Source organism: Amycolatopsis sp. NPDC051758 (genome assembly GCF_044453095.1).
Taxonomy (GTDB): Bacteria; Actinomycetota; Actinomycetes; order Mycobacteriales; family Pseudonocardiaceae; genus Amycolatopsis.
This window is the reverse complement of the sequence record NZ_JBITCJ010000011.1, coordinates 1-13,132: the sequence shown is the minus strand read 5'-3', so window position 1 is coordinate 13,132 and position 13,132 is coordinate 1. Positions and strand designations below refer to the sequence as shown.

10 protein-coding genes and 1 pseudogene are annotated in these 13,132 nt (G+C 69.8%); 10 read left to right on the top strand and 1 reads right to left on the bottom strand.

What is annotated here, in order from left to right:
- The first annotated feature begins 67 nt into the window (after positions 1-67).
- The 5 genes from ACIA5G_RS40045 to ACIA5G_RS40025 all read left to right on the top strand — a co-directional run bounded on the left by ACIA5G_RS40045 (position 68) and on the right by ACIA5G_RS40025 (position 7,672).
- Positions 68-1,303 carry an ROK family protein gene (locus ACIA5G_RS40045; protein ID WP_395933092.1) on the top strand — a complete coding sequence of 412 codons (1,236 nt, stop codon included), beginning with the start codon at positions 68-70 and terminating at the stop codon, positions 1,301-1,303.
- A 782-nt stretch (positions 1,304-2,085) separates the two neighbouring features.
- Positions 2,086-3,315, top strand: coding sequence for a family 16 glycosylhydrolase (locus ACIA5G_RS40040; RefSeq protein WP_395933090.1), 1,230 nt, complete (start codon positions 2,086-2,088; stop codon positions 3,313-3,315).
- A 72-nt stretch (positions 3,316-3,387) separates the two neighbouring features.
- Positions 3,388-4,458, top strand: coding sequence for an RICIN domain-containing protein (locus tag ACIA5G_RS40035; RefSeq protein ID WP_395933088.1), 1,071 nt, complete (start codon positions 3,388-3,390; stop codon positions 4,456-4,458).
- Positions 4,455-6,314: a ricin-type beta-trefoil lectin domain protein gene (locus tag ACIA5G_RS40030; RefSeq protein ID WP_395933086.1), complete on the top strand. Its 1,860-nt coding sequence runs from the start codon at positions 4,455-4,457 to the stop codon at positions 6,312-6,314. The genes ACIA5G_RS40035 and ACIA5G_RS40030 overlap by 4 nt, the downstream gene beginning before the upstream one ends.
- Positions 6,311-7,672: a ricin-type beta-trefoil lectin domain protein gene (locus ACIA5G_RS40025; RefSeq protein WP_395933084.1), complete on the top strand. Its 1,362-nt coding sequence runs from the start codon at positions 6,311-6,313 to the stop codon at positions 7,670-7,672. The genes ACIA5G_RS40030 and ACIA5G_RS40025 overlap by 4 nt, the downstream gene beginning before the upstream one ends.
- A gap of 276 nt (positions 7,673-7,948) precedes the next feature.
- On the opposite strand, the gene ACIA5G_RS40020 is transcribed toward ACIA5G_RS40025, so the two are convergent.
- Complete coding sequence (locus tag ACIA5G_RS40020) at positions 7,949-8,668, bottom strand: GntR family transcriptional regulator (protein ID WP_395933781.1); 720 nt, start codon at positions 8,666-8,668, stop codon at positions 7,949-7,951.
- A 117-nt stretch (positions 8,669-8,785) separates the two neighbouring features.
- Here ACIA5G_RS40020 and ACIA5G_RS40015 point away from each other — a divergent pair, with 117 nt between their 5' ends.
- The 5 genes and pseudogenes from ACIA5G_RS40015 to ACIA5G_RS39995 all read left to right on the top strand — a co-directional run.
- The gene (locus ACIA5G_RS40015; RefSeq protein ID WP_395933082.1) at positions 8,786-10,027 is read left to right on the top strand and encodes an MFS transporter; all 1,242 of its coding nucleotides are present in this window, start codon (positions 8,786-8,788) and stop codon (positions 10,025-10,027) included.
- A gap of 10 nt (positions 10,028-10,037) precedes the next feature.
- Positions 10,038-10,832, top strand: coding sequence for a putative hydro-lyase (locus ACIA5G_RS40010; protein WP_395933080.1), 795 nt, complete (start codon positions 10,038-10,040; stop codon positions 10,830-10,832).
- Position 10,833: 1 nt separating this feature from the next.
- A complete protein-coding gene (locus ACIA5G_RS40005) occupies positions 10,834-11,586 on the top strand; it encodes a LamB/YcsF family protein (protein ID WP_395933078.1) in 753 nt (250 codons plus the stop codon).
- Positions 11,583-12,194, top strand: coding sequence for an allophanate hydrolase subunit 1 (locus tag ACIA5G_RS40000; protein WP_395933076.1), 612 nt, complete (start codon positions 11,583-11,585; stop codon positions 12,192-12,194). The genes ACIA5G_RS40005 and ACIA5G_RS40000 overlap by 4 nt, the downstream gene beginning before the upstream one ends.
- Positions 12,191-13,021: pseudogene (locus tag ACIA5G_RS39995) on the top strand (biotin-dependent carboxyltransferase family protein); the annotation flags it as partial. The gene ACIA5G_RS40000 and the pseudogene ACIA5G_RS39995, both read left to right, overlap by 4 nt.
- Positions 13,022-13,132: the final 111 nt, after the last annotated feature.

The window sequence follows — 13,132 nt, the reverse complement described above, 5'->3', positions numbered from 1 at the left end:
CATAGCCACAACTTACGGTGATCAGGCATCCTGTCAGTGAGCCGGTAAGAGTTCAGATGGGTTGCCCATGGCGAGCAAGCGCACCACCGTCCGCGATCTGCGGCGGCACAACCGATCCCTGCTGCTGTCGAAACTGTACTTCGACGGCCCGCTGTCGAGGCACGAACTCAGCCAGCTCACCGGATTGAGTGCCGCAACGGTCAGCAACGTGACCGCCGAACTGGGCGAAGAACGGCTCATCACCGAAGCGGGCCAGGTCGAGTCCGACGGCGGACGGCCCCGTGTGCTGCTGCGCGTCGACCCGGCGTACGGCCACGTCGCGGGCGTCGACATCGGCGAAACCGGCGTCAAGGTCGAGCTGTTCGACCTGGCGATGAACCGGCTCGCGACGGTCGAGCACCCGCTGCCGAAGGCGCCGGACCCGGCAACCGCGGTCGCGCAGGTGACGTCCGGGCTGCGTGAGGTGTTCGCGAGCGCGGGCATCGACGACTCGGCGGTGCTCGGCGTCGGCATCGGCGTGCCGGGCACGGTCGAGCAGGGTGCGCAGGTCCTGGTGCACGCGCCGACGGTCGGCTGGGACGCGGTGCCGTTCGTGTCGCTGCTGCAGGACGCCGGCGTGACGCTCCCGCTGTTCATCGACAACGGCGCGAAGACACAGGGCCAGGCGGAGATGTGGTTCGGCGCCGGCCGCGGGGCGAAGCACGCGGTGATAGCGCTGATCGGTTCGGGCGTGGGCGCGGCAGTGGTCACCGACGGCACGACGTATCGCGGCTCGACGAGCAGCGCGGGCGAGTGGGGCCACACGACGATCGCGTACGGCGGACAGGACTGCCGTTGCGGCGCGCGCGGGTGCCTGGAGGCGTACATCGGCGCCGGCGGGGTGCTGGCGCGGTACCGGCGGGTGCGCGGCAAGGACGTCCCGGGCGAGGACGAGCAGGCCCAGTTCGCAGCCCTGCTCGCAGCGGCCCCTCGGTCCAAGACGGCGTCGCGCGTCCTCGAGGAAACCGCCGGTTACCTGGGCGCGGGCATCGCGAACCTGATCAACTTGTTCAACCCGGAGCGCATCGTGATCGGCGGCTGGGCAGGGTTGGCCCTGGGCGAGCAGCTGCTGCCGCAGATCCGGGAAGCAGCGGGCGAGCACGCGCTGCGGCATCCGTTCAGCCAGACGTCGATCCAGCTGGGGTCATTGGGGCTGGACGCCGTGGCAACGGGAGCGGCGACCTTGCCGGTGGCGGATCTGCTGGAGCAGGGGGCGACGTCGCGGATCGCGAAGCCGAGCGCTCCGGACTCCGACGCGGCCTGAGACCGGATCCGGTTTCCCCACTCGTGGCCCCCAACGCAGGGCCCGCCCTCCCAGGGGGACCATCCCCGCTCCAGCGTATCGGCACCGCCCGACAGAACCCGGCGCAAGCCCGCGCCGACAGCTCACCTGTCCACAACTCGGCAACTCTGTGGATGCCCTGCGGCGGTTAAGCCACATCACCGCCGGGAAGCAGGCCCGCCCTCCCCGGCAGGATTCCGGCAAAGTCGGTAACCGACTCGCGATCGGCTGCACCGGCACTCCGGTCTGCCCGGCCCTTGGCGGTCGCCGGGCGACTGCGCGACCGCGCGGAAACCCTGCCGCGGCAAAGCCCCATCACCGCCCCCAAGCAGGGCCCGCCCTCCCAGGGGGACCATCCCCGCTCCAGCGTATCGACACCCCCCGACAAACCCCGGCGCAAACCCACCCCGGCAACCAACCTGTCCACAACCCCGAAGGCCTGTGGACAAGACCGTGCCCCACTCACCGGGAACCACCCTCACCAGCGCTCCAACCGCCCGGCGACGTCACCCGCCCACCCTTAATTCGGGTTGAAAAAAAATGACCGTCCGACGGTTGCCCGGCTTGTCTGGACCATGCATACTTTGTTGCCAGACACAACAAAGCCCACCCGCCGTCGTCCGTGACCCACCCCGCCCCGGGTCGCGAGCCGCGGCGACGCTCGGTCGCGCCTGCCGCCGCCCCGGCATGCGAGGCCACCTCCCCTCCCCGCGTTCCGTGCTGCGCGCGGAACGCCGGTCCCCACGGTGAGAGAGGCGACAACGATGTCCACCTCGAAGTTCCGCAAGTTCCGAAGAGCAGCAGCACTCTTCGCCGCTGCCTCCCTCCTGTTCGCCGGGCAGCAAGCGCTGTCCGCGCCCGCGGCCGAAGCCGCGGCCACCTTCACCGACGACTTCGACGGCCCCGCGGGCGCCGCCGTCGACGGGTCGAAGTGGCAGCTCGAAACCGGCGACAACGTCAACAACCACGAGCGGCAGTACTACACCTCCGGTACCAACAACGCCCAGCTCGACGGCCAGGGCCACCTCGTGATCACGGCCAAGCGCGAAAACCCCGGCAACTACAACTGCTGGTACGGCCGCTGCGAATACACCTCCGCACGGCTGAACACCGCCGGCAAGTTCACCCAGGCCTACGGCCACTTCGAGACGCGCATGAAGCTCCCGCGCGGGCAGGGCATGTGGCCGGCGTTCTGGATGCTCGGCGGCGGCAACTGGCCGACCGACGGCGAGATCGACATCATGGAGAACGTCGGGTTCGAGCCGAACACCGTGCACGGCACCATCCACGGCCCGGGTTACTCCGGCGCCGGCGGGATCGGCGCGGGGTACAGCGGCCCCAACTTCTCCGACGACTTCCACACCTACGCCATCGACTGGGCCCCGAACCAGATCAAGTGGTACGTCGACGGCAACCTCTACCAGACGCGCACGCCGTCCGACCTGAACGGCAACCGCTGGGTCTACGACCACGGCTTCTTCCTCATCATGAACCTCGCCGTCGGTGGCTACTGGCCGGGTGACCCCAACAGCAGCACGCAGTTCCCGCAGCAGCTGGTCGTCGACTACGTGCACGTCACCAACGACACCGGCGGCGGCACCCCGCCGACCGGGCGCACCGGGCGGATCACCGGCATCGGTGGCAAGTGTGTCGACGTCGCGGGCGCCAGCACCGCCAACCTCACGCCGATCCAGATCACCGACTGCAACGGCAATGCGGCGCAGAACTGGACCATCGGCACCGACGGCACGATCCGGGCGCTGGGCAAGTGCATGGACGTCAACGCCGCCGGCACCGCCGACGGCACCGCGGTGCAGCTCTACGACTGCAACGGCACCGCCGCCCAGCAGTGGGCGATCAGCGGGGCCAAGGACATCGTGAACCCCAACGCGAACAAGTGCCTCGACGCCACCGGCAATTCGAGTGCGAACGGCACCCGCCTGCAGATCTGGACCTGCGGCGGCGGCGCCAACCAGAAGTGGACCACGCCCTGATCTGACCCCCTCGACCAGGCGGGCCGGCTCGGTCCGCCTGGTCGTCGCACCCTCTTTCCCTAGGAGAATCCAGTGCGGAGAAAGCTCCTGGCGCTTTTGGGCGGTGCCCTGATAGCGCTTTCCTACCTGACGGCGGCCGGTTCGGCGCAGGCCGCGGTCGAGGCGGGCCCGTCCGCGAGCCAGCTGCTCGCGAAGACGACGTCCTGCCAGCAGATCTCGAACGGCAAGTACTCCTTCGACGAAGGCGGCGCGGCCACCGTGCCCGTCTGCCAGGCCAACGGTGCGGTGTTCTTCAAGGCCGACATGGACATCGACTGCGACGGTGTCCGAACCACACAGTGCAATGAGGACACCGACTGCTGCTTCTACCCCGACACCGCGTTCCACACCTCGACCGACCAGCCGCTCAACGCCGCGCAGCTGCCCTACATCGTCCTGCCGCAGCCGACGTCCACATGGGACTACCGCAACTACGGCATCGACGGCGGTTCGGTCGTGGCGGTGATCTACAACAACCAGGTCACCTACGCCGTGGTCGGCGACACCGGGCCGACCAGCATCATCGGTGAGGCGTCCTACGCGACGGCGGTCAACCTCGGCATCAACCCGGACCCGAGCAACGGTGGCACCGAAGGCCCGGTGACGTACATCGTGTTCCCGAACACGCACGTCAACCCGATCGAGAACCACGCCAACGCCACCAGCCTCGGCGAGCAGGTCGCCACGCAGTTCGCCGGCGGCACCACCACGCCGCCCACCGGTGGCGGCGGGCAGATCACCGGCATCGGCGGCAAGTGTGTCGACGTCAACGCGGCCAGCAGCACCAACGGCACCGCCGTCCAGCTCTACGACTGCAACGGCTCCACCGCTCAGAAGTGGACGGTCGGCACCGACGGCACGATCCGCGCACTCGGCAAGTGCCTCGACGTCACCAGCGCGGGCACCACGAACGGCACCCCGATCCAGCTGTGGGACTGCAATGGCAGCAACGCGCAGAAGTGGTCGGCCAACGGATCGCAGAACCTCGTGAACGCCGGCTCCGGCAAGTGCCTCGACGCCACCGGCAACACCTCCGCCAACGGGACCCGGCTCCAGATCTGGACCTGCGGGACCGGCGCGAACCAGAAGTGGACACTCCCATGAGAAAACGCTCTCTCCTTTCCGTACTGGGTGTGACCGCGCTCGCGGCCGCCACCTTCGCCGTGCCTGCGCAAGCCGCAGGCGAGACCGTGAACGTCTGGCTCACCACGACCGACGACGCCAAGGGTGTCAACGTCACCCGCGGCCTGCAGCAGCAGACACCGATCAGCTTCACCGCGGGCACCGGGACCGGCGGCCAGACCATCAACGTCAACGAAAACACGACCTACCAACAGTTCGAAGGCGCCGGCGCGTCGTTCACCGACTCCGCCGCGTGGCTGCTCAACTCGAGCAACCTGCTCAGCGCCAGCACGCGCAACTCGGTCATGCAGAAGCTGTTCGACCCCAACGCGGGCATCGGCATCAGCTTCCTGCGCAACCCGATCGGCGCGTCGGACATCGCGCGCTACAGCTACACGTTCGACGACGTGCCCGCCGGGCAGACCGACCCAAACCTGACGAAGTTCTCCATCGCCCACGACCAGACCGACGTCCTGCCGCTGACCAAGCAGGCGCTGCAGCTCAACCCGCAGATCAAGGTCATGGCGTCGCCGTGGAGCGCGCCGCCGTGGATGAAGGACAACGACAGTTACCTGCTCGGCTGGGTCGAGTCGCAGTTCTACCCGGCCTACGCGCAGTACTTCGTCAAGTACGCCCAGGCCTACCAGGCCGCCGGCGTGCCGATCAACTACCTGTCGGTGCAGAACGAGCCGACGTGCTGCGCGAGCTACCCGTCGACCAACTGGAACGGCGCGGGCCTGGCGTACTTCACCAAGACCAACCTGCTGCCCGCGCTACAGAACGCCGGACTGTCCACAAAGGTCCTCGCGCTCGACTGGAACTGGGACCAGTACCAGTCCTTCGCGGCGCCCACAATGGACGACGCGGCGATCCGCAGCCACCCGAACTTCGGCGGCATGGCTTGGCACGGTTACGGCGGGAACGTCTCGCAGCAGACGACCGTGCACAACCAGTACCCGAGCGTGAACGCGTACTCGACCGAGCACTCGGGCGGCACCTGGGTGTCGAACCAGCAGGCCGAGGACATGACGAACATCGTCGACTACACGCGCAACTGGAGCCGCACGGTCACCAAGTGGAGCCTGGCGATGGACCAGGCGCACAACCCGCACAACGGCGGCTGTGACACGTGCACCGGCCTGGTGACGGTCCACAACGGAGACGGCCGCAACGGCCAGGTCGACTACACCGTCGAGTACTACACGATGGGTCACCTGACGAAGTTCGTGAAGCCGGGCGCGGTCCGGATCGACTCGAACGACAACTCGACGGTCCGCAACGTCGCGTGGAAGAACCCGGACGGCTCGAAGGCGCTGATCGCGTACAACACCAGCACCGGCAACCAGAGCGTGCGGGTGAACTGGGGCAACTCCTCGTTCACCTACAACCTGCCCGGCCACACGTCGGCGACGTTCACCTGGGCCGGCAACCAGGGCAACGGCGGCAGCACCGGCAAGACCGGCCCGATCACCGGCCTCGGCGGCAAGTGCCTGGACGTCGCGAACGCCAGCAGCGCGAACGGCGCGGCCGTGCAGCTCTACGACTGCAACGGCTCGGGTGCGCAGCAGTGGACGGTCGGCACCGACGGCACGATCCGCGCGCTCGGCAAGTGCCTCGACGTGACCGGACAGTCCACAGCGGATGGTGCCCAGCTGCAGCTGTGGGACTGCGGCGGGACGGCGAACCAGAGATGGGCGGCCACGGCGGCCCGGGACATCGTCGGGGCGGCGTCGAGCAAGTGCCTCGACGCGACCGGCAATTCGAGTGCGAACGGCACCCGGCTGCAGATCTGGACGTGCACCGGGGCCGCCAACCAGAAGTGGAACGTGCCCGCATGAAGAAACTCGCAGCATTCGGCGCTCTCGTAGCGGCGGCGTCGGCACTGGTGCTCGCCCCGGGTGTCGCGCAGGCGGCGACCGGCCCGATCACCGGCATCGCCGGCAAGTGCGTCGACGTCAACGCGGCCAGCAGCGCCAACGGGACGGCGATCCAGCTCTACGACTGCAACGGCTCGAACGCTCAACAGTGGACGGTCGGGTCCGACGGATCCCTGCAGGCGCTGGGCAAGTGCCTCGACGTGACCAGCGCCGGCACGGCGAACGGCACGACCATCCAGCTCTGGGACTGCAACGGTTCCAACGCCCAGAAGTGGACGGCCAACGCGGCGAAGAACCTCGTCAACACCGGGTCGGGGAAGTGCCTCGACGCCACCGGCAACTCGAGTGCCAACGGGACGCGGCTGCAGATCTGGACGTGCGCGAGCACGGCCAACCAGCAGTGGACGCTCCCCAGCGGCGGCACCACCCCGCCGACCGGGCCGGGCGTGATGGCCGTCGCGCCGTACCTCTACAACGGCTGGGGCAACCCGCCGAGCCCGCAGACGATCCAGAACGCCACCGGCGTCAAGTGGTTCACGCTGGCGTTCGTCCTGTCCAACGGCTACTGCAACCCGATGTGGGACGGCGGCCGGGCGCTCACCGGCGGTGTCGACCAGAACACGATCAACGCGGTGCGCGCGGGCGGCGGCGACGTCATCCCGTCGTTCGGCGGGTACTCCGGCAACAAGCTGGAGTCGTCGTGCGGCAGCGCGGGTGAGCTGGCGGCGGGCTACCAGAAGGTGATCAACGCCTACGGTCTCAAGGCGATCGACATCGACATCGAGGCCGACGCCTACAGCAACCCGACGGTGCAGCAGCGCACGGTCGACGCGCTGAAGACGGTGCGGGCGAACAACCCGGGCATCAAGCTGTACGTCACGTTCGGCACCGGACAGTCCGGACCGGACAACAGCCTGGTGAACCGGGCGGCTTCGGCGGGCTTGACGGTGGACGGCTGGACGATCATGCCGTTCGACTTCGGCGGCGCCGGCCAGAACATGGGCACGCTGACGCAGCGGGCCGCCGAGGGCCTCAAGAACGTCGTCAAGTCGGCTTACGGCTACGACGACGACACGGCCTACCGGCACATGGGCATCTCGTCGATGAACGGCATCACGGACAACAACGAGACGGTCACGCTCAACGACTTCACCACCATCCTGGCCTACGCGAACACGCACCACCTGGCCCGGCTGACGTTCTGGTCCGCGAACCGCGACCGCCCGTGCCCGGGCGCCTACCCGAACGACGACACGTGTTCGGGCGTTTCCCAGCAGGCGTGGGACTTCACGCGGATCTTCGCCCGCTACGCCGGCTGACGCTCCCCCTCGAATGCCGTTAAGGCCACCTTATGGGCGTCTGACGCCCGCAAGGTGGCCTTGACGGCATCTTGGGTTCTGGGGCTGCCGGGCCGCGGCACTGGGGAGGCCGCGACCCGGCAGCCGGGTGGTCTCGCCTGCCGCTGGGGGTCTCCGGCGGCGAAACCGCCCCGAGGTTATCCAGCCGGACCCGGTCAAGACGAGTGCTCGGCCCGTCCGGACGCCGACGGTGCCCGAACGGCCACGCCTCGCGCCCAACCACCGCGCCGACCCCAGCTATTCGGACATCGCCGCCCGGGCCGCGTCGGCGCGGTCGGCATACGCCCCGACCAGCTGCTCCTCCGCGTCCTCGAGGTACTTCATCAGCAGCTGCTCCGCACCCGTACCGTCGCCGGCCTCGATGCGGTCCAGGATCTCGTGGTTGCGCGGCAGGTAGCGCTCGTGGAAGCGGCGCGGCTCGGCCATGATGTGGAAGACCAGCCGCAGCTCGGCGGTGAGCCGGCCGACCAGCTCGTTGATCCGCTCGCTCCCGGACAGCGCGGCCAGCTCCTGGTGGAACCAGACGTTCGCGGTGCCGAGGTCCTTCCAGTTGCCCGTCCGGGCGGCTTCGTCGCCGATCTCGACCTTCTCGCGGATCCGGGCGAAGGACGCCGGCTTCGCCGTCACCTCGCGGACCGCCGCGCACTCGATGATCTTGCGGACGCGGTAGATGTCCACGACGTCCTCGACGCTCGGGATGCGGACGAAGACCCCGCGGTTGAGCTCGTGGGCCAGCAGGCGCTCGTGCGTGAGCAGCCGGAACGCCTCGCGCAGCGTGTTGCGCGAGACGCCGAGCGCGTTGCCGATGTCCTGCTCCGAGAGCCGCCCGCCGGGCAGGAAGAAGCCCTCCGCGATGCGCTTGCGGAGGACGCCGGCCACCCGCTCGGCCGTGCTCTTGCGGCTGACGAGGCCACGATCGGCCTCCAGGCCCGGGACTGCGCTGTCTTCGATGACCACCTCACCGATGGTACCCGTCACACTGAGGACGATGTAATTGCCGTCTTGTGGAATTGTTCAACAATCCCTACTGTGTGAGGCACGCCACGATGAGACACTGGCCAGGAGGTGCCCGACATGACTGCCACAGCAACCGAGGCCCGGCCGTTCGACTGGTTCCGCACACTCGGCAAACGCGGACGCCGCGCCTTCGTGGGCGCGTTCGGCGGCTACGGCCTGGACTCGTTCGACTACCAGACCCTGCCGCTCGGCCTGGCCGCGATCACCGTGTACTTCGGCATTTCGAGCGGCGAAGCCGGCCTGCTCGGCACGACGACGCTGGTCGTCTCGGCCGTCGGCGGGGTCGGGGCCGGCATGCTGGCCGACCGGATCGGCCGCGTCCGCACGCTCCAGATCACCATCGCGATGTACACGATCTTCACCGTGCTCTGCGGGTTCGCACCGAACTTCGAGACGCTGCTGATCTTCCGCGCCCTGCAGGGCCTGGGCTTCGGCGGCGAGTGGGCCGCCGGCGCGGCGCTGGTCGCCGAGTACTCGCAGTCCCGCTACCGCGGCCGGACCGTGGCGTTCGTGCAGAGCGCGTGGGCGGTCGGCTGGGGCCTGTCGGTGATCGTCTACACCGTCGTGTTCACCGTCGCGAGTGACGACGTCGCCTGGCGGATCATGTTCTGGACCGGCGTCATCCCGGCGCTGCTCGTGCTCTGGGTCCGCAAGAGCGTCAAAGACGCGCCGCGCGCCGAGGAACGACTGAAGGCCGAACGCCCCAAGGGCACGCTCCGCCAGATCTTCAAGGGTGACCTCCTGCGCACGACGTTCTTCGCCGCGCTGCTGGCCACCGGCGTCCAGGGCGGCTACTACACGATCTCGACGTGGCTGCCGTCCTACCTGAAGAAGACGCGCGAGCTGACCGTGATCGGCACCGGCGGCTATCTCGCCTTCCTGATCACCGGGGCCTTTGTCGGGTACGTCTGCGGCGGTTACCTCACGGACCTGATGGGGCGCAAGAAAACCTTCCTGACGTTCGCGATCCTGTCGGCCGGGCTGATCGTCGCGTACACCCAGATCCCCAAGGGCGCCAACGGCTTGGTGCTCGTGCTCGGCTTCCCGCTCGGCTTCTCGATGTCCGCGATCTTCAGCGGCTTCGGCGCCTACCTGGCCGAGCTGTACCCGACGACGCTGCGCGGCACCGGGCAGGGCTTCACGTACAACTTCGGCCGGGCCGTCGGCGCGATCTTCCCGACCGTCGTGGGTTTCCTCGGCGCGGGCGGCGCGATCGTGTTCGGCGCGCTGGGGTACGGCATCGCCGTGCTCGCCTTGCTGGGCCTGCCCGAAACCCGAGGCATCGAACTTGTCGACTGAGGGGGAGCTCATGACGACCTTCGACCAGCCCGCGACGTTCAGCCCGGCGCAGGCGCGCTCGGTGTTCCGCCGCGGCAACGCCCGCCCCACCACGGGCTGGGCCAACGGCTTCACCCAGACCAACCTGATCGCCGTGCCCGAGGACTGGGCCTACGACGTCCTGCTGTTCTGCACCCGCAACCCGCAGCCGTGCCCGCTGCTCGACGTCACCGACCCGGGCGACCCTGCCACCCGGCTCGCCGAGGGCGCGGACCTGCGCACCGACCTGCCGCGTTACCGGATCTGGCAGAACGGCGTGCTGGCCGGCGAGGTGTCCGACGCGACCGGTCTGTGGCGCAGCGACATGGTCGCCTTCTCCATCGGCTGCAGCTTCACGTTCGAGACGGCGCTGGCCGCCGAGGGCATCCCGCTGCGGCACGTCGACCAGGGCCGCAACGTCGCGATGTACGTGACGAACCGGCAGTGCGAACCCGCCGGACGGCTCTTCGGCCCGATGGTCGTTTCGATGCGGCAGATCCCGGAGGAGCGGGTGGACGACGCCATCCGGATCACCCGCGCGATGCCGTCGGTGCACGGCGCCCCGGTGCACATCGGCGATCCGCGTACGCTCGGGATCGAAGACCTTTCCCGGCCGGACTTCGGCGATCCGGTGGACGCGCACCCCGGTGACGTCCCGGTGTTCTGGGCCTGCGGGGTCACCCCGCAGGCAGCGCTGATGGCGTCACGTCCGCCGTTCGCGATCACCCACGCGCCGGGGTACATGTTCGTCACCGACCGGCACGACAGCGAATACCGGGTGGGTTGAGATGGATCTGAACAGTGATCTCGGTGAGGGCTTCGGCGCCTGGAAGATGGGCGACGACGAAGCCATGCTCGACATCGTGACCAGCGCGAACGTCGCGTGCGGCTTCCACGCCGGCGACCCGTCGGTGATGCGGCGGGTGTGCGAGCTGGCGGCCGAGCGCGGCGTCGCGATCGGGGCGCACGTCGGGTACCGCGACCTGGCCGGGTTCGGCCGGCGCGCGCTCGACATCGCGCCCGACGACCTGGCGGACGAGGTGCTCTACCAGATCGGCGCCCTCGACGCGTTCGCCCGCGCGGCCGGCAGCCGCGTGACGTACGTGAAGCCGCACGGCGCGCTGTACAACACCGCGGCGAGCGACCCGGAGCAGGCCGCGGCGATCGTCGCCGGCCTGCGCCGGTACGACCCCGCGCTCGCGCTGCTCTGCCTGCCGGACTCGGAAATGCAGCGGCAGGCGGAAAAAACCGGGGTGGTGGCGTACGCCGAGGCGTTCGCCGACCGCGCCTACACCGCCGAAGGCCGGCTTGTCTCGCGCAAGCAGCCCGGCGCGGTGCTGCACGACGCTTCCACCGTGGCGGAGCGCGCGGTGGTGATGGCGACCGGCGGCGGGGTCGTGACGGCCGACGGCAGCAAGCTCGACCTGCGCCCGGATTCCCTGTGTGTGCACGGGGACACGCCGGGCGCGGTGGAGCTGGCCCGGCGGATCCGCGACGGCCTGACCGGCGCGGACGTGGCGCTCACCGCGTTCACCGGATGACCGTCCGGCTGCTGCCGTGCGGACGGCGCGCGGTGCTCGTGGAACTGGACGACGTGCTGGGCTACCAAGCAGCGGTGACGTCACTGGACATCGCCGGCGTCGAGGAGCTGGTCCCGGCGGCGCGGACGCTGTTGGTGCGCTTCGATCCGGCGGTGACAACCGCGGACCGGCTTGGTGCCGTGCTGCGCGAGGTGTCCCCTCTGGACACGGCGGTTTCCGCTTCCGGCGAGGTGGTGATCCCGGTGGTGTACGACGGTGAAGACCTGGCAGACGTCGCGGCCGAGGCCGGTCTCAGCGTGGCTTCCGTGATCGAGCGGCACAGCGCGGGTTCGTACGTCTCGGCGTTCTGCGGTTTTGCGCCAGGATTCGCCTACCTGTCCGGTTTGGACACTCGGCTGCACGTGTCACGCCGGTCGTCACCACGCACGCGCATCCCGGCCGGCTCGGTGGCGATCGCCGGCGAGTACAGCGCGGTCTACCCCAGCGCGTCGCCCGGCGGCTGGCGGCTGCTCGGCCGGACGGACGTGCCGGTGTGGGACGTCGAGCGCGAGCCGCCGAACCTGCTGCCACCCGGCACCCGCGTCCGGTTCTCGGCGGTGACGTCGTGAAGCTCGAGGTCGTCCGGCCGGGGTTCACGACAACGGTGCAGGACCTCGGCCGGCCCGGGCACGCCGCACTCGGCGTCGGCCGGTCGGGCGCCGCGGACCGCGGGTCGTTCCGGCTGGCCAACCGGCTCGTCGGGAATTCGCCGGGCGCCGCGGCACTCGAGGTGACGCTCGGCGGGTTGGTGCTGCGTGCTTCGAGCGTCACGACGGTGGCGGTGACCGGCGCACTGTGCCCGCTGTCGAAGGGCGGCTTGAATTCCCCGATCACGCTGTGGCCCGGCGAGGAGTTCGCGCTGGGCACGGCTTCCGCGGGCCTGCGGTGTTACGTCGCGGTCCGCGGCGGGATCGACGTTGCACCGGTGCTGGGCTCGCGGGCGACCGACACGCTCGGCAAGCTGGGCCCGCCCCCGGTGACGGCCGGGATGCTGCTGCCGGTGGGTGACGCGGCGCTCGGCTTCCCGGTGGTCGACCTGGCTCCCCGTGCTTCGCTGCCGTCGTCGCCGGTTTTGCGCGTGACGCCGGGACCGCGTCGCGACTGGTTCGCTTCGCCGGACGAGCTGTTGTCCACTGTGTACACGGTTTCGCCGGACTCCGATCGGGTCGGCATCCGGCTCACCGGCCCGCCGCTCCGGCGGGTCCGCACCGACGAGCTGCCGTCCGAGGCGTGTGTGCCCGGGTCGCTGCAGGTGCCACCGTCGGGCCGGCCGATCCTGTTCCACGCCGACCACCCGACCACCGGTGGTTACCCGGTGATCGCCGTTGTCGAAGAGGACGACCTCGACCTCGCCGCGCAACTGCGCCCCGGCCAGACCCTGAGCTTCCGTCCCGCGTCGTGGGGGGGGGGGGGGGGCCCCGCCCCGCCCCCCCCCCCCCCCCCCCCCGCGGGGGGGCCCCCCCCCGCGGGCCCCCCCCCCCCCCCCCCCCCCCCCCCCCCCCCCCGC

Coding starts and splice junctions, on each gene's coding strand:
- ACIA5G_RS40010 (WP_395933080.1), top strand. CDS start 10,038: ATGACGACCTTCGACCAGCCCGCGACGTTCAGCCCGGCGCAGGCGCGC.
- ACIA5G_RS40030 (WP_395933086.1), top strand. CDS start 4,455: ATGAGAAAACGCTCTCTCCTTTCCGTACTGGGTGTGACCGCGCTCGCG.
- ACIA5G_RS40025 (WP_395933084.1), top strand. CDS start 6,311: ATGAAGAAACTCGCAGCATTCGGCGCTCTCGTAGCGGCGGCGTCGGCA.
- ACIA5G_RS40015 (WP_395933082.1), top strand. CDS start 8,786: ATGACTGCCACAGCAACCGAGGCCCGGCCGTTCGACTGGTTCCGCACA.
- ACIA5G_RS40000 (WP_395933076.1), top strand. CDS start 11,583: ATGACCGTCCGGCTGCTGCCGTGCGGACGGCGCGCGGTGCTCGTGGAA.
- ACIA5G_RS40040 (WP_395933090.1), top strand. CDS start 2,086: ATGTCCACCTCGAAGTTCCGCAAGTTCCGAAGAGCAGCAGCACTCTTC.
- ACIA5G_RS40045 (WP_395933092.1), top strand. CDS start 68: ATGGCGAGCAAGCGCACCACCGTCCGCGATCTGCGGCGGCACAACCGA.
- ACIA5G_RS40005 (WP_395933078.1), top strand. CDS start 10,834: ATGGATCTGAACAGTGATCTCGGTGAGGGCTTCGGCGCCTGGAAGATG.